Source organism: Chloroflexus sp., assembly GCF_034434295.1.
Lineage (GTDB): Bacteria > Chloroflexota > Chloroflexia > Chloroflexales > Chloroflexaceae > Chloroflexus.
Window position 1 is genome coordinate 1 of the sequence record NZ_DAOTZQ010000092.1, and the last position, 16,568, is coordinate 16,568.

The following is a 16,568-nucleotide window of genomic DNA, read 5'->3' on the forward strand; positions in this document are numbered from 1 at the left end:
AGCGCCGATGGGGACGCATTCAAGATAGATCGGCTGAGTTCCAGCGCGGGTCTTACGCGAGTGCGGGTTGATGACTTCGACATCAATCTGGTTGAAGAAGGTCGGGTAGAAGTACAGGCGTCCGCTGTAGTGAGGAAGCGGGTCTTTTGGGGCCACACCAAAATGCTGGCGCAGTAAACGTTCGTATTCAGCGCGGGCTTCAGGCTTGAGGGTGTTGAGATATCTGGCAAAACCTTTCACCTGGCCGGGTTCCTCGCCCTGTTCATCACCGAAGAGCAAGGTTTGAACAAAACGCTCCCGAGCAAATTCCTGTGGCAATAGTTCATCTTTTTTCTGCGCCAGGCGGGTGTGCATCAGCGTCCAGCGCAGCAGACCCTTCCAGGAAGAGGCAGCCATGTACGGCACTTTGAAGACCTTATCCTTACGTACCGGGTTGACGCTGGCGGCGACGTAGAACGGGTCATCATCCTTGCTCATCCAGGGCTTGGCCAGGGTGAAGGTGAATTGGAGGAACCAGGAGCCAGAAGGCAGCCAAGCCATATCAGGCGAATGATCGAGCAAGCCTATAGATTTCAGAGAATTACACTGCTCGGTGATGAAATCATTGAATTTTGCCTGGCTCCCATGCACGAGCTGGACAAACTTTCTGGCAGCGTTTGTACTATTCCGTTTGGTTACCAGCAGGCGCAGTTGTGTGGGAATATCGCCTTTGGGTCGGGCGACGTATAGATCATAGGTCATTCGGCACCTCCAGCTACTTTTTGCGAAGGCTACGCAAATAATTTCTGGATAATCTGTTCACCTGTGATGAATTCATTTTGGGGGGTGAAAGTTTTCCAGACTGCCTTCAAACGCTCCTGTATCTCTTTATAGTTAGGCTTGCTCGGGTTTACAAAGCCAAAGGTACGCCCCTTTTCGGCAGAATGCTTGAAACTGAAAATTTTCTTGCTTTCCCGTTGGCTACCTGCAAGCCAGCGAGAAGATGGGTCGTTATTCCTCAAAGATTGTCCTTGCTGCTTTTGTTCTTTTCTACCCAACACACGATTGTATGCACTTTGTTGAGCGTTCTGCCTCGCCAGATAGTGCCCTTTGACACACCAGAAATGTTGGATAGATACCCAGGAATAGTTATGCGCATTGCCTGAGCGCCACTGTTTTGATTGTATGTATGCTTTGATTTTATCCAGAGTTATAGAACAGCGCCAGCTCCCTTGAGGTGGTATGATTTCTACCAGTCCAAAATCTTGATGGTGAAACTGGTTCTGATGGTTGTGTTCATCTGATGGCTTGAAGATTGTTTTGCCACCTATGGCGCCATATTCAGAGATCAGACGCAGAGTTGCTTCCAAAAGACACCATTCTTCTTCGCTTATGCTCCGCAAAGGTACAAATTGAATCTGAATGGATTGTTGTGCTGCGATAGCTCGGTTTTTTATTTCCGGTGTCGAGGCAACACTTAACCGAAACTTGCGCGACCAGCCTGTACAGCCAAATAACTCGCAGGTTACGCAATGTTTACCATCTCTACCAGGACAACGATCCTCACTCGTCGGATCGCACGCATACCCCCCCAACCCGCGCACCAGCGCTTCATACCACCAGCGCAGTGAACCAATCAGCCCCGTCTCGTGCAGGCGGTCACACGTTCCGTCTATGCCACCGGTCCAGAGTGGCGTAAGGGTTTTGAGAGTGATAGTCAGCGGTTGAGTCACGAACCGATCTCCTTGTCTGTCAGCACGAACTATTTGTTGCTTTGGAATGGAAAGAGTGCCTTTTGCCGAGGGTATGGTTCTAATACCATTAGTGAAACTGAGTAATGCTGTCTGTCCGGGTTATTGGATACATAATAACACATCACGTTGCAGATCATCGGTATATATTTCTGGTCATTAGCCTTTGAAATGGTGCATGTAGAGTGCCTCTGCCATTGATGTCACACTACATTGCTGTCACCGTCACATACACAGCAAAGCTGGAAGCAAGAGTTGCAACAATTGCAAGTATTGCCTTCTCTCTTGCCTGGACACGTTGCTACCAGGGTCTGCTTCTCTTAATCCCCCCCATTGACCACAACGCATCGGATCGCTACAATACAAACGCAGTGCGCATGACGAGCTAAAGGAGCTGATGATGAACATCCGCGAAGCGATTGCGGCAGTGGTCGCCCGGCGAGATTTGACCCAGGCTGAAGCAGCGAGTGTGATGGAAGAGATTATGAGCGGTACGGCGACGCCAGCACAGATTGGGGCGTTTCTGACCGCTTTGCATATGAAGGGTGAGACGGATGCGGAGATCGCCGGTATGGCGGCGGTGATGCGCGAAAAGGCAACCCACGTCTATTTTGATGGGCCGGTGATTGATACCTGCGGTACCGGTGGCGATGGGGCGCATACGTTTAACATTAGCACAACGGCAGCGTTTGTGGCTGCCGGTGCCGGGTTGACGGTGGCAAAGCATGGAAATCGGGCCATGTCGAGTGTGTGCGGCAGCGCTGATGTGCTTGAGGGTTTAGGCGTGCAGATCGAACTCGATGCTGAGGGTGTCGCTCGCTGTTTGCGCGAGGCCGGGATCGGGTTTATGTTTGCTCCTAAATTCCATCCGGCCATGCGGTTTGCCGGGCCGGTACGCCGCGAGATTGGTATTCGCACGGTGTTCAATATTCTTGGTCCGCTAACCAATCCGGCACGCGCCCGTTATCAGGTGTTGGGTGTCGCCAGTGCTCCCCTGGCCGAAAAGCTGGCTTACGCGCTCAGCCGGCTTGATACGGTGCACGCCCTGGTTGTTCACGGCGATGGTGGTGTCGATGAATTGACGCTATCCGGGCCGAATCTGATTTTTGACGTTCGTGCCGGTCAGCCACCTCGGCAGATGCTGGTCGCGCCCGAAGATGTCGGGTTGCCCAGAGCACCGCAGGATGCGCTACGCGGCGGTGATGTGGCATACAATGTCGCAATTGTACGCGCCATTCTGAGTGGCGAAGAACATGGGCCACGACGCGATGTTGTGCTGTTCAATGCGGCGGCGGCAATGGTTGCCGGTGATCTGGCCCCCGATCTGGCTACCGGTGTGGCGATGGCCCGTCATAGTATCGATAGTGGCCGAGCGCTGGAGCGATTGAACCAGATGATTGCCGTCAGTCGTGGCGAATGAAGGCGACGGTATGGCTCAGGATGTGCGACTGACACAGTTGCGTCGTCGTAGATTTGCGCTCTGGCGTCTGATCGTTGCAAATCTGCTTGACGATTTGCGTGTGCTGCGGGAAGCCTGGTTTCCCCTGACAGCGCTTGCGCTGGTGTTGACCAGTGGTGTACTTTATCTGCGCTGGTTTTATCTACCACTCATTTGTAACTGTAGCCCTGATCTTGAAGTTGCTCTCTTTGAGACGCTGAAGCTGCTCATTTTTCAAACCGACCTCGACTTGCCGACCGATCCCGCCGGTCGCGTGCTCTTCTTCCTCATTCCACTCCTCGGTCTGTTCTTCCTGTTGCAAAGTGCGGTTGATATAGGGCGTTTACTGGTTGACAAGCGCGCACGCCCTGAACGGTGGCAGGAAGCGCTAGCTGCAACGTACCGCCGACATATGATCGTCTGTGGTCTGGGCCGGGTAGGGTATCGGGCAGTGCTGCAATTACTTGATTGCCGGCGGGAGGTGGTGGCGATTGAGCCTGATCCCGGCTGTGAATTTTTGCCGATTCTGTACCAGTTGGGTGTGCCGGTTGTGCGCGGCGATGCCCGTGATCCGGCGGTACTGGTGCGAGCAGGTTTGCGCCGCGCCCAGGGGTTAATTGCCACCATTGATGATGATCTGAAAAATCTGGAGATTGCACTGGCAGCCCGCCGGATTCGGCCCGAATTGCCAACAGTGCAACGTGTCTTCAGTCGCGCCCTTGATGCACGCATCGAACGCTCGTTTGGTCGAAATTCAGCCTTCAGCCCGGCAGCACTGGCTGCGCCGACATTTGCTGCTGCCCTTTTAAGCTCCAATGTCCGTTACGTGCTCGATCTGCCGGCTGGACTGTTGGGGATAGCCTTCGTCAACGTGAGCGATGATAGCCCGCTGATCGGACCGGTCGCCGATCTGGAAACACGGTTTGGTGTCCGCCGCTTGCCCGGTCCGCATGCCCATCTCCCAATTCTGCCGAGCGAGGAAATTGCACTGGTTGGCCCACTCCCTGCCCTTGAAGCAGTGCAGTGGGCTAATCGGCCGTATCTCACTCGGCGCAACGGTGGCCTGATCGTTTGTGGGTTGGGGAAGGTTGGTACCCAGGTCGTGCGCCTGCTCAGTCGGCGTGAACCGCGTCCTCCGCTCACCGTCATCTGCACTGTCGAGACACCACTGCGCTATGTTGAAGCCTTGACTGCCCAGGGCATACGGGTCTTGCGAGGTGATGCTCGTGATCCGGTTCTGCTCCGTGAGGCGGGGATCGAAGAGGCAGCGGCACTGGCCGCGCTCTACAGCGATGATCTGCTCAATTTGCAGATCGGGCTGGCCGTGCGCAGCATGTATCCCGATGTGCATCTGGTGCTGCGCGTTTTTAGTGATGTACTGGCCGACCGCCTTGTTGATCTGTTCGGAATCCATACCGCGTTCAGCACCTCAGCTCTGGCCGCTCCCAGTCTGGTTGCGGCTGCGCTGCTCCCCGACGTTGAAGGAGCCTTTGACGTTGGCGATCACCTGTTGGTCGTTCGCCGTCAGATTATCACTGATCATCGGGTAGGCCAGACGGTGGCCGAATTACGCGCTGCCGGTCAATTGCCACTCAGTTTGCGTCGCGGTGAACAGCATCAAAGGTTGCCGCCAGATGAAACGGTGATTGAGGCGAACGACGAAGTTGAATTGCTTACGTTTCTGACGTAAACACCCGTCAACTACTGCCCTTAGCGGGTAAAGACAATCCGCCCGCCAACCATCGTCAACATCACCCGCGTCGTCGCAATCTGATCAGGTGGGATCGTCGTAATATCGCGATCAAGCAAAACCAGATCGGCCAGGTAGCCGGGAGCCAATCGTCCCAATTCGTGATCACGATGACCCGCATAAGCGGCCCAGGTCGTATACCCGGCCAGCGCTTCAGCAATCGTCAGGCGCTGATCTGGAAAATCGCTATCCGCGGTACTTCCATCAAGTTTGCCTCGTGTACAGGCTACCTGTATCCCGCGCAACGGATTCGGATCGGCGACCGGCCAATCGCTTCCCAGTGCCATGCGTGCCCCGGCCTGCAACAGGTCGCGCCAGGGAAACCCGTAACGCAGACGCTGCTCACCAACCAGTCGCCACCAGGGGTTATCCCGATCCATGCCAAAATCAACATGGAGCGGTTGTACAGAGGCAATGACCCCCAGGTGGGCAAAACGGGGCAGATCGGTTGGATCAACAATCTCGGCGTGCTCGATGCGATGCCGTGCGTCGCGTTGCCCGTTGATCTGTTGGGCCTGTGCCAGTGCATTGAGAGTCTGCTGGACGCCGCCATCACCAATCGCATGCACACAGACCTGAAGGCCAGTCGCATCGGCGTGGGTTACCAATCTGATAAATTCATCTATATCGTAATTGGCGACACCACAATCGCCACTACCATCGGCATACGGTGTCAGCATGAGCGCCGTCTTCGCTTCCACCACACCATCAATAAACAGCTTCACCGCGTCGGTCTGCACCAACGTGTTGCGATACTGACGCGCATCTATCGCCCAATCCGTGATACGAGCCGGGTCGGTACCCGGCGACAGCGAGAGTGGCAACCGGATGCGCAGGGTCAGTTCACCAGCCGCTGCCAGATCGCGGTAGCGTGTGCGCTGTGCCTCATCGCCGTCCATGTTGTGGACGCCGGTCAACCCCAATGCCGCCAGCTCACGGAGCGCACGCCGTACCGAATCCCGAATATCAGCTTCGGTCGGTGATGGAATGCAGCGACGCACGAAATCCATCGCCGGTGCTTCACGCAATTCGCCGCTTGCCAGGCCATCGTTGCCCATCACCACTTGACTGAATGAATTACCGGTATCGGCACCCGCCAGAATGCCGGCAATCTGCAAGGCTGCCGTATTGGCCCAGGCAGTATGGCCATCAAAAGCGGTGAGCAGCACCGGTCGATCAGGGACGACTGCATCGAGGAGATGGCGGGTTGGCAATGCACCGGGCGCAAACAAGCGGTACCGCCAGCCCCGCCCGATAATCCACGGCAGCGTTGGGTTGGCAGCGGCATAATCGGCCAGGCGTGTCTGGAGATCGGCGATACTCTCGGCCTGCTCTAGCCGCAACACACTCAGCGCACGTGCACCGTTGTGTAAATGAAAATGACTATCAGTGAAACCGGGGAGCACCAGCATCCCAGCGCCATCGATGATCTGGGTCGCCGGTTGTTGCCACTGCGTTGCATCGTAATCGGGACCGATCCAGGCGATACGTTCGCCTCGAATCGCGATGGCCTGTACCACAGATTGACCGGGAAAGCGAACATTGCGCAGAATGAGATCCATCATACCATCCTACCGTACCAGACTCAACAACACACTCAGCGTTACCAGACTGGCGAATGATGAGACAACAACGGTACTCACCACCAGTTGCGGTCGGGTGTCAAACTCAATTGCCAGAATCGTCGTATTGACTGCGGTCGGCATCCCTGCCATCATCACCCCAACCCCTAACGCCACACCATCCATCCCCAACAGGCGCCCCAGGCCAAACGCCAGCACAGGTGATACAACCAGCCGGATCGCAGTAGCGAAGGCTACCATCGTCGGTTGTACAATCGGTGCCCCGGCTCCCAATTGCACCCCAAGAATGAGCAGCATCACCGGCAGAGCCGCTTCACTGAGCAACGCCACGCCTTCAAAGAGACTACGGGCGACACCGGTTGCGCTTGCCGGATGAAATCCCAACCCTCGCAGCAGCAGTGCTCCGGCAACGGCGTAGATTTGAGGCATATGGAGCAAGCGATTGCCAACCTGACGCCAGGCCCGTCGTCCTCCCCCGGCGGCACCCGCAGCAGCCACGCCTACCCCTAACGTTTGGGCCATGATTGACTGCATGATAAAGTAGAAAACACCCAGCGTAAACCCGGTTTCACCGAAGGCAAAGCGTGACGCGGGTAGGCCGTAATTCCCTGAATTCATAAACATGCTGGTCAGCAAGAGCGCCGTTACCTCTTTGCCACGCAGGCGCAGTGCCATAGCGCTCAGCCAGACTGTAAGCGCCATCAGCCCAATCACGCCAACCGAAAAAAAGAGCATACGCCCGGCATCTGGTCCGCTGAGATCGGCGCGGAGCAAGGCGACAAAGATGAGGGCCGGACTGAGACCGTAGATCATCAACCGATTAAGCGTCATCAGATCGAGCGGTAAGGCGCGACGGAGCGCAAATCCTGCGCTTGCTACGACAGCAATCGGCAAGAGGACATCGACTAAAACGGCGATCATGGCATCCCCGGTCAACAATATCTTACAAGTCAAATATCATAGCATAGATCGGTGTGTCAGGTGAGGGGAATGCCGGGAAGACGCTGAAACCAGGCTCTGCATTCCCATCGTTAGATGGTTTGCTGGTGTCAGTTGTATCATCGCGTTGCCTGCATAGAAATAATGTGAACAAACAGACTTATGTTTCCCTTGCATACCTCTGTGAATTACCGGATGGTCATGTGCATTTGGCAACTATCACCCGCTATCCTGACGCCTGTAATAGCCTATGCATTACCCACAACTAGCAACCACAGGTGTATCAGCGATTATGATTGCCATGGGTGCTGTTTTGGGTGACTGGCCTGGTTGCAGTGCGCAGCTCCAGCCGTGCTACCACGTGCCGGATGGGTTGCCTTACGTGCGCATCATGTGCGTGGCGCAGGTTTTGGAGTGCGGCAGCATGGCTGCTGCGGCGGCCGTGCTCACGATCCGGTGCGTGACACGCTGTTGCCCCCGCAGATCATGGGGATGCTGGATGTACCTCGAGACGATCATAGAGTCGGTCAGGAATGAATGAGATACCTTCTCACAAACGTTTTTTTGAAACAGATTCTACCCTGCTCCTATCCTGTTGGCATAGCACAACGCCGGTCGTGCCATCACGTGCTGGAGGTGTAGCCTTGCCCGCTCGTCATGCGCGTGTCGCGACGTTTGGAGTGCGGCAGCATGGCTGCCGCAGCAGCCGTGCTCACGATCCGTCGCGTAGCACGCTGTTGCCCCCACAGATCACGGGGATGCTGGATGTACTCGTGACGATCATAGAGGCGGTTAGGAATGAATGAGATACCTTGTGAGGTGATTACACGTTTTGTAGCAGCCAATACCCTGGTGACACTCTGCCATTAGCACCATTACCGGCTGCCCTGTGCTAACATATATGAAGTTATCTCAGTAGAAAAGTAACTGTCCAGAGATAGCACGGATGTTGGCCTGTATAGAGAGGTGTGCTTCAGAATGCACATCTTCTCAACGGAGTTATGCATGAACTGCTGGCACTGTAACCGTCCGGCCCATGGCACGTGCATCTTCTGCGGTCGTGCCATTTGTCGCGATCACGCTCAGGAAATGCCGCACATTGTTGCCCTCTTCGCCGACCGCAAAGGGGGGCATAAAGCAATCGTCACCGCACGCACCCTCTTCTGTGGTCTGTGCGAACCGCGCGAAGACCCGATTGAATTGCCCGAATTGCGTTAGGTCTTTGCAAGAGTCAGGATTGGCAATCGAACCCAGAGATTTGCCTAAAGTTATCGTGAAGATAAGTAAACCGTTATCCCATGGCCATGATCCGCGTGGTATAATGCGGATGGGCCATGTCCGCCCCGATCCATTCCCCTGACGTCATGAGGTGAACCTATGCCAATGTACGAATATGGCTGTCTGGACTGTGCGCACCAGTTTGAGCGGCTCCTGCCGATGAATGTGACCGATCAGCACGTTGTCTGTCCATTTTGCCAGAGCACCCATGTCCGGCGTCGCCTCTCGTTGTTCGCGACGCAGAGCCGCGGCGATACAGCCGTTGCGGCAACGACGACGACAACCGGTGGTGGGTGTGGTTGCAGCGGCTGTAGTTGTGGCTCAAGGAGCTAAGGTATGCGCGTTATGATCCTGACAGCCGGCCTCGGTACTCGCCTGCGCCCACATACCTTCGTGCGGCCTAAGCCATTGGTGAGTGTTGCCGGAAAGACGGTGTTGTCTCACATTATCGATTATCTGGCAACCCTTCAGATCGATGAGCTGATCTGTGTGGTTGGCTATTTGGGCAACCAGATTGAAGAGTTTATGCGGGCCAACTACACCTATCCAATGCGCTTCCTTGAACAGAAGGTGATGCGCGGGCAGGCCGATGCCATTGCTCTCGCCCGCGAGCTGACCGGGCCGCTGCTGGTGGTTTTCGGCGACGGGTTGCTGGAGTTTGATATTGAACAGCTCAATCAGCATCCCAATTACGGCATTATCTACTGCAAGGAAGTTGACGATCCGCGTCGTTTCGGCGTTGTGGTGGTCGAACAAGGCCGCATCGTGCGGCTGGTGGAGAAGCCGAGTGAGCCGATTTCCAATCTGGCTGTGGCCGGTATCTATTATGTACCAGAGGCTGCCCGGCTGATGTCAGCGATCGACTACATTATGCAGAACAACATTCAAACCAAGGGCGAGTTCTATCTGGCAGATGCTCTTCAGGTAATGATCGACCGCGGCGAGGAATTACGTGCTGAAACGGTGCGAACCTGGTACGATTGCGGTACGATAGAGGCATTACTCGATACCAATCGTTATCTGCTCGATCACGGGCACAATCAAGCGGCGGAGTATCCCAATGCCGTGATTGTGCCGCCGGTGAATATTGCTCCGACAGCCGTCATCGAACATGCGGTCATCGGCCCGTATGTCTCGATTGCTGATGGGGCAGTTGTGCGGCATGCGATTGTCCGCGACTCGATTATTAACGCAGGCGCACAAATTCAGTCGGTTATTCTCAATCGCAGCCTGATCGGTGACCGTGCTTCCGTTAATGGTGTTAGTCAGGAGTTAAACGTCGGCGATTTATCTGATATTCGTTTCAGGTGAACAACTATGATTGCTTACAACTTCCATGCTGCAAACAATGGCGCTCGCGGCGAGGCCGAGGATGGCCGTTGGGAGTTGGCTTCGCCTGGTAACAGGCATATGCCAGCAATAACCGCTACTGATCACGCTCCATCCTTAAGTGCCGAACAAGAGATCATTCGTCGCCTCACAGTTGCTGCCAGCCCTGCGGAAACACGTCTCTTAACCGCAGTCTACGTCTCGCTCAAGACGTATCCATGCGCGGTACTCAGTGGCAGGGCTGGAGCTGGGAAGGCAGTGTTGGTTCAGCATCTGGCCGCAGCCATTATTGGTCAACCCCCCGGCCAGTTGATCCGTATCGGTTCGTCACACTGGGCTAACCACAGTGGTCAGCGTGAATATTATCGTGACCTGCACACCCGCTTTGGCGATAGTCAGTTAAACGAAGTGCTTAATGAAGCACAATCACCGCAGGGTGCGGGGAAGCTGTATCTCGTTTTGTTTGATGGCCTGGCCCCTGACGAACTCTTCCACTATCTGCACAAACGCCTGCAACTTTTGCCGGTGTCCACGACCCCGCTAGTGCCGACCGAACCGCCACCGGCTAATGTCTGGTTCATTGCGACCTTCCATCAGTTGCATCGGTTGTCGGTTCGTGATACGCACGTGCTGGCTCACGCTCATCAGATCAACGTGACCGCTTACCGACGCTCGCTACCATCACTGCCCCCACCGCCGGTTGGCTTACAGCGCGCCGTGATCCGTGACTCCTTGCACGATGTCGTCGCCGCCCGTGACCGCCTGCGTACCGTGTTTGGCAGCACGCAGTTGCCTCAGTTCAGTCCTTCCACGCAAATTGCCGGTTTTCTGCGCTGGTATGGTCTGAAACCCGATACCACTCTTGATAGCGATATGTGGCTGTTCCTGGCCAACAGTTTCGACCGCTACGGCCATGGCTTGTTTGACACCGATGCATATCGCAATCTCCAGATCGCTTATGATCTGCGGATGGTGCAACGCATTATGGCCCAGCTCGACCCGGCGAACGCGGCACTGCGGCCTGAGTTGGCCCGGGCGGTTGGATGTCAGGCAGAGTGATTAACGGCGGATGAGGTTGATTGATGCAGTGTGAGGGGCGCGACCGTGCGCCCCTCGACGGAACAAATCTGATAACAGAGCCAGACTGAACATCGACACCTCACCGTAACAGTGCTGCCAGTGTTGCATCGTACTGATCGACCAGGTTTTCCCAGCGGTAAGGGCGGGCCACCGCCGACCAATCGTAGCGCGTCAGCCGTGGTAGGTCGCCGATCAAGCGGGCAAGTGCGTTCGGTAAATCGGCATCGTTTGCGTAAAGACAGTCGGCGTGCCATTCTCGTGGAATCAGATCGGGGTAATTCAGCCGTGCCGGCAAAAGTGGTACGCAACCACAGGCCATTGCTTCAAGGATCGCAATCCCAAAATACTCCTGAATCGCCGCCGATACAACAATATCGGCCTGGCATAATAATGCGAGGTACGTCTGGCGATCTCCAGCATAGCCCCAGTGAATAGTGTGATCTGCCCAGCGCTGGCGGGCAGTTATCAGATCAGGGGCATTCGGATCGATATGCTCACCAGTCACGATCAGGCGAAATCTTACGCCACGCTCTGCCAGTGACTCCAGAGCAGCCATTACGACGTGGGGCTGTTTATCATATTCCCAACGGGCATTCCATAAAATAACCGGTGGTGCGGTCGGGTCACGCGGTTGCCGTGGCGGTAGCGATGGCAGGTCAAGACCGGGGGGTAACACCTGCGCTTTTGCAGCAATCTGCTCGACGGTCTGTAGTTCGTGGTAGTCGTGATAACGGCGGAGCATTCCCGGCAGCGCTGCCAGCCAGTCTCGCCGATGAAAAGCGGAATTGAACAACACGGCATCCGCCACCAGAGCACTGGTGAAATTGATCCAGGCAAATGTGTAGTCGCGCTTGCGCTCTGGCGGGATGGGATACGTGAGTTGGTTTTCGTGAAAATAGAGTGCTGCCGGAATGTGCCCCAACTGACGACAGGTTAGCGCCCGAAAGGTCGCCAGATCGAGCATATCAGTCGCAACGATGACGTCAGGCCGTTCAGGCAAATCGGCTACCAGGCGAGCCAGAGTCACTGCTCCGCCGCGCATTCGCCAGCGCCATCCGCCGGCCTGACTGAGGGTGATAAGTCTAACGTAGTGGGTGCTATGGGCAGCATAACCGCTTGCTACTGCTGCGTGTGACCCACCATGAAATGGATCAAGCCACCAGATCAACATGTCCCGGTATCTTAGTGAGTCCTGGCGAAGGTTGTCACTCAATATCCACCCGCATCATATAGCGATTCACGCCTTCGATACCTAATTGAGCCTCAAGCTGAAGGAGATAGCGCAACGGTTCATGATACGGGTGATTTTCATCGAGCATCCGTACTGCCGCTTTGTGGCTGCCAAGCTGCAAGAGGTGCTGATAGGCCACCCATTCGGCATGTCCTTCCCGCAAGAACTCATTGCGCAACAGGGGGCAATGCTCGGCTTGCCAGGCGTGGGCATATTCATGAGCTGCTGTGATGCGGAAGATGAGTGTCGGCAAACCGTAAAGCAGATAAATCACTCGCACATGATTCTGGCGGCGGTATAAGCCGAGGGTATCCTGTCCAGGTGCAGTTGGACCGCGTAGACGGGCCATTGTCGGTGCATCAACCAGCCGGAAAGCTACCCCGACATGAAGCCGTAATCCCATGCCTTCAGCCAGCATGCCCGCAGTTTGTTGAAACAAGTGTTGAGCCTGTACCGGATCGTAGATGGCGACCGCATGGCAGGCATCGCATTGCTGGCGACCATCGTGCAGTTTCCAGAAGTGGTTCCCTAGCGGTGCGCCACAGGTGCTGCATCGTGGCCGCGTCGCAATACAATGAGGGCAAAATCGTTCTGGCCGGTTGATCAAGACATAATAACTGCCAGTAAGCGGCTGTCCACAACTGGCACAATGCAAATGATCAGCGGCCATAGCCTACCTGCCTACGCGAGATCGTGCGGTGGCGGGGCATCGAGCTGTTCGGCCAGCCAGTGCTGCATCAGGCTCAAGCCATTTGGATGCAGACTATGCCCTACCGGGTCTTCGTGATAGCGGTGGCGTGGTGCGTATTGGGCCAGCACATCACGGGTTGCTCGTGCCTGTTCAACCGGAATAACTTCATCGTAGGTGCCGTGCAATTGCAAGATCGGCAGACGGGCAATGCCGGCAGCGGGTGGTTGTGTGGTCAGGGCCGGATCAAGGTAGCCGTTCGCTGCAATCACGCCGGCCAGGTGTTCGGGAATGCGCCAGGCCAGCGCCATACTAAGAATCGCCCCCTGGCTAAAGCCGAACAGGTAGGTTCGCCGCGGATCAGTTCCGATCCGTCCAGGCAATTCACTGACAAACTTGATGAGCAACTCGATGGCCTGGGCCCGACCCACCGGATCGGGAACAAGCCGACCGGGTGTACCGCTTAGCTCATACCAGGCAAAGCCGCCCCACGGCAACGCAATCGGTGCCCGTGCACTCACGATATGCATCCGGTCGTCAATCAGATCGGCAAGTTCGAAGAGATCGCGTTCGTGACTCCCGAAACCGTGCAACATTACTAACAACGGTGCCGGTCCGCTCTCAATAATTGGCCTGCGTTCAATAGTACGAATTGTTGTCATGGAATCACCAGTTCCTGTCCAACTTGCAGGTTATCCCCCTGGGCTGGAGTGAGATTATTGGCCTGTAAGAGTGCCTCAATTGTAACCCCAAATCGCTCAGCAATCGTCCGCAATGTATCACCAGCCTGTACCGTGTACCGTTGTGGGCCACTTGCCGTTGGAGCGAGGGTAGGTGTCGGTTCTGGTGTTGGTTCAACGGTTGGCCTTGGTTCAGGCGTTGGAGAGGGTTGTGGTGTTGCGGTTGCCGTTATCGTGACCGTTGGTCGTGGTGTTAGGGTTGGTAACACCGGCAATGTCGGCACTACCGGTAATGGCTCTTCACTCATCGTATCAACGACCGGCGGTGCCCACGCCGGGAGGATCGTTAGATCACCGATCCGTAGCGGTGGTAACGGGTTGCGGGCGATAGTCAACAGGGCTACGGCTGCCAGTACAAGGACGGTCGTCATCCCGGCAGCGATGCCGATACTCCCAATCAAGTGTTGCACCATGCGCAACACGAGGGCACCGACTGGTGGTGCCAGTAAGATAAAGAGTAATAATAGCCAGAGTGTCGTTTCAGTAAGCATATAATGCGTAGATGCTCAATCCCAGTTCATTGCTCGCCAAGAACGTACCGTTATGGAGCCATTGCCCAGGCCGGATCGTAATCCTGTCCAATCAACAACACAATATCAGCTCCCAGTGGCTGCGGAGGAGCATCGTCTGGTGGTGTGGCAAAGACCTGGCTGGCCGGTAACCCAAGATGTCCGGCAAGACGGGCCAGTGTCGCCGGTTTACCGGTATAGTCGATTAGAATAGTTGTTTCCCTCCAATCCGTGTTCCCGGGCGGCAGGGTTTGAAAATTAGCGTTAACAAGTGCCCGGCTAATCCGGGCTGCCAATCCATTCACTGGTGTACCATTCAACACCTGTATCCGTGCCTGTTCAGCATCGATCCGTGGCCCGGCCTGTAATCGTTCGACCATCGCTGCTACATCCCGGCGGTTCCAGTAGATGTCTGAACCAATTTCAGCGACAATCGCCACGTCACGCGGGTTGATACTGAAGGTAGCGACACGCTGACTGTCAATCGTTTGGGCCAGCGTAATCAGTTCACGCAGAGCCGTTGGATCATCGATAGGCAGAGTTGTTTTCACACTGCGCCGTGTCTCGTTAATCAACGCTGTTAACACACTGGCCTGTTCAAATACCCCACGCGCACGGACGGTTTCCAACACGGCGCGTAACAGCATCTGCTGCCGTCGGGCGCGCTCGAAGTCGCTCGATCCGTGGCGTGACCGTGCATATTTCAGCGCTGTCTCGCCATTGATTACCTGCAAGCCGGCAGGAATGAAGATCCGTTCGTAGCCGTAATCTGCGGTTGGAAAACTACTATCGAGCACCGGGTACGGAACATCAATCACTACCCCTCCGAGCGTATTGATGAAGCGCTCGAAACCGGCAAAATCAATCTGGGCGACATAATCAACCGGGATATTCAAGAACTGAGCCACCGTTTCGGCGGTCAGCGCTGCACCGGCGGCTGCTGGATTGGCACCTGCGCCGTAGAGTTCGTCCGCATGCTGATAGCCATAACTATACGCGACGTTGATCTTCTGCTCACCAAGGCCGGGGATTGTGGCTACCGTATCGCGTGGGATTGAGAGCAAACTGGCCCAACGTTCGGTTGGATGCACGTAGGCCAGGATCAGGGTATCGCTGCGAACGCCTTCACTGCCATCAGGGCGAAGATCAACTCCCAGCAATAATACGGTAAAAGGCTGACGAAACACTGCGTTCGTCGGCGCTACTGTTCCAGCAGATCGCAGATCGGGTTGTCGCATCCCGGCAACGGTTTGCCATAGCCAGCCGACACCGGCCAGCGCCGGTAGCAGCAACAGCACGATACCACCTGTCATTAGCAACCAGCGCCACCGTCGTCGGCGTTGGGCACGCAGCAAGGCAACCCGCTCGCGTGCACTACCCTGGGGCAATGTCCGTCGCTGTTTTTGTTCAGTGCGCCGTGGTCGCTCCATCCCTATCTAACCTGCACCTACTCATCAACCATCTCTAGTTCATCGGGAGGTTCGTATTGACCGGTCGCAATAATCGGTGCACTGACCATCATTCGTCGTAACCCGGGAACACCGCTGACCGGCAGAATGCCGAGCACTACAATGCTCATATCATCAACCGGCTGACCGTCATCCAATTCAAGCGCCTGATTCATAATGCTATCAACCAGTGTTTGCGGATCACGTCCCTCGTGCGCCGGCCAGGCTGCCAGATAATTCGGGAGACCGAGGTCTTCGCCGCGTCGTTCACCTGCACGTAGTAAACCATCGGTAAACAGAACAACATAGGTGTAGGCGGCAACTGGTATCTCGCTGATCTGCGGTCGTATCAGTGGATGTAAGCCAATCGGGGTTGACGGCGTATTGAAGCTGCGTAACTCTTGTGGCGTAATGACGAAGAATGGAGCTGGATTATTGCGCGTCACCAGAATCTTGTAGCTGGCGAAATCAACTGACAGGATATTCAGCGTTGCTGATGCCTGTCCCATCCGATAGGTGTAGAGATAATCGTGGACAGCCCGCGCCACTGCTCCATCGCGGGCACCATCTTTCAAGAGAGTAATTGCCCGCGTTGCAACCAGATGCGATAACGTCTTGGCACTTCGGCCATTCCCCTGCCCATCAACCAACACAAACGAGAAGCCGCCACCCGGACGCTCAATCGTCTCGAGTGTATCACCACTCTCCCGATCTCCGTAGCGGGGAACTTTGGCAACTGCGACACGCATTTCCAGATCGGCCATCACGCTCATCCCCTTTAGCTTGTACCTTATCCGTAACAGCATACCATAATTTGCCTCATGC

General features: G+C 55.6%; 16 protein-coding genes. 6 read left to right on the plus strand and 10 right to left on the minus strand.

Features of this window, described 5'->3' with window-relative positions:
• Together VAE57_RS12965 and cmr1 are read right to left on the minus strand one after the other, a co-directional pair.
• A partial coding sequence (locus VAE57_RS12965) for an RAMP superfamily CRISPR-associated protein (RefSeq protein ID WP_416208454.1) occupies positions 1 to 741 on the minus strand: 741 nt, incomplete at its 3' end.
• Between the two features lie 29 nt (positions 742 to 770).
• Complete coding sequence (cmr1, locus tag VAE57_RS12970; protein WP_322822294.1) at positions 771 to 1,712, minus strand: type III-B CRISPR module RAMP protein Cmr1; 942 nt, start codon at positions 1,710 to 1,712, stop codon at positions 771 to 773.
• Positions 1,713 to 2,130: 418 nt separating this feature from the next.
• Here cmr1 and trpD point away from each other — a divergent pair, with 418 nt between their 5' ends.
• Together trpD and VAE57_RS12980 are read left to right on the plus strand one after the other, a co-directional pair.
• Positions 2,131 to 3,150, plus strand: a complete 1,020-nt coding sequence (gene trpD, locus VAE57_RS12975) for an anthranilate phosphoribosyltransferase (protein ID WP_322822295.1) — start codon at positions 2,131 to 2,133, stop codon at positions 3,148 to 3,150.
• A 10-nt stretch (positions 3,151 to 3,160) separates the two neighbouring features.
• Positions 3,161 to 4,858, plus strand: coding sequence for an NAD(P)-binding protein (locus VAE57_RS12980; protein WP_322822296.1), 1,698 nt, complete (start codon positions 3,161 to 3,163; stop codon positions 4,856 to 4,858).
• A 20-nt stretch (positions 4,859 to 4,878) separates the two neighbouring features.
• Here VAE57_RS12980 and VAE57_RS12985 read toward each other — a convergent pair whose 3' ends face one another.
• Together VAE57_RS12985 and VAE57_RS12990 are read right to left on the minus strand one after the other, a co-directional pair.
• Complete coding sequence (locus VAE57_RS12985; RefSeq protein ID WP_322822297.1) at positions 4,879 to 6,483, minus strand: amidohydrolase; 1,605 nt, start codon at positions 6,481 to 6,483, stop codon at positions 4,879 to 4,881.
• Positions 6,484 to 6,489: 6 nt separating this feature from the next.
• On the minus strand, positions 6,490 to 7,422 hold the full coding sequence (locus tag VAE57_RS12990; protein WP_322822298.1) for an AEC family transporter: 933 nt from the start codon (positions 7,420 to 7,422) through the stop codon (positions 6,490 to 6,492).
• A gap of 1,023 nt (positions 7,423 to 8,445) precedes the next feature.
• Here VAE57_RS12990 and VAE57_RS12995 point away from each other — a divergent pair.
• From VAE57_RS12995 to VAE57_RS13010, 4 genes are all read left to right on the plus strand, one after another.
• Positions 8,446 to 8,658 carry a hypothetical protein gene (locus VAE57_RS12995; RefSeq protein WP_322822299.1) on the plus strand — a complete coding sequence of 71 codons (213 nt, stop codon included), beginning with the start codon at positions 8,446 to 8,448 and terminating at the stop codon, positions 8,656 to 8,658.
• 159 nt (positions 8,659 to 8,817) lie between these two features.
• Entirely contained in the window at positions 8,818 to 9,051 is a 234-nt protein-coding gene (locus VAE57_RS13000) for a zinc ribbon domain-containing protein (protein ID WP_322822300.1), read from the plus strand.
• A 3-nt stretch (positions 9,052 to 9,054) separates the two neighbouring features.
• Positions 9,055 to 10,029, plus strand: coding sequence for a sugar phosphate nucleotidyltransferase (locus tag VAE57_RS13005; RefSeq protein WP_322822301.1), 975 nt, complete (start codon positions 9,055 to 9,057; stop codon positions 10,027 to 10,029).
• A 6-nt stretch (positions 10,030 to 10,035) separates the two neighbouring features.
• Positions 10,036 to 11,106, plus strand: coding sequence for a hypothetical protein (locus VAE57_RS13010; protein ID WP_322822302.1), 1,071 nt, complete (start codon positions 10,036 to 10,038; stop codon positions 11,104 to 11,106).
• 100 nt (positions 11,107 to 11,206) lie between these two features.
• Here the strand turns inward: VAE57_RS13010 and VAE57_RS13015 are convergent, their stop codons facing one another.
• The 6 genes from VAE57_RS13015 to VAE57_RS13040 are packed head-to-tail and all read right to left on the minus strand — an operon-like array spanning position 11,207 to position 16,507.
• A complete protein-coding gene (locus VAE57_RS13015; RefSeq protein ID WP_322822303.1) occupies positions 11,207 to 12,298 on the minus strand; it encodes a tRNA-queuosine alpha-mannosyltransferase domain-containing protein in 1,092 nt (363 codons plus the stop codon).
• A gap of 34 nt (positions 12,299 to 12,332) precedes the next feature.
• Entirely contained in the window at positions 12,333 to 13,028 is a 696-nt protein-coding gene (locus VAE57_RS13020; protein ID WP_322822304.1) for an LIM domain-containing protein, read from the minus strand.
• A gap of 11 nt (positions 13,029 to 13,039) precedes the next feature.
• Positions 13,040 to 13,708 (minus strand): alpha/beta hydrolase, encoded by a 669-nt coding sequence (locus tag VAE57_RS13025; protein ID WP_322822305.1) that lies wholly within the window; start codon positions 13,706 to 13,708, stop codon positions 13,040 to 13,042.
• On the minus strand, positions 13,705 to 14,277 hold the full coding sequence (locus tag VAE57_RS13030) for a LysM peptidoglycan-binding domain-containing protein (protein ID WP_322822306.1): 573 nt from the start codon (positions 14,275 to 14,277) through the stop codon (positions 13,705 to 13,707). The genes VAE57_RS13025 and VAE57_RS13030 overlap by 4 nt, the downstream gene beginning before the upstream one ends.
• Before the next feature lie 50 nt (positions 14,278 to 14,327).
• Complete coding sequence (locus tag VAE57_RS13035; protein WP_322822307.1) at positions 14,328 to 15,725, minus strand: LCP family protein; 1,398 nt, start codon at positions 15,723 to 15,725, stop codon at positions 14,328 to 14,330.
• A gap of 17 nt (positions 15,726 to 15,742) precedes the next feature.
• Positions 15,743 to 16,507, minus strand: coding sequence for a PP2C family protein-serine/threonine phosphatase (locus VAE57_RS13040; RefSeq protein ID WP_322822308.1), 765 nt, complete (start codon positions 16,505 to 16,507; stop codon positions 15,743 to 15,745).
• Between the last annotated feature and the right edge of the window lie 61 nt (positions 16,508 to 16,568).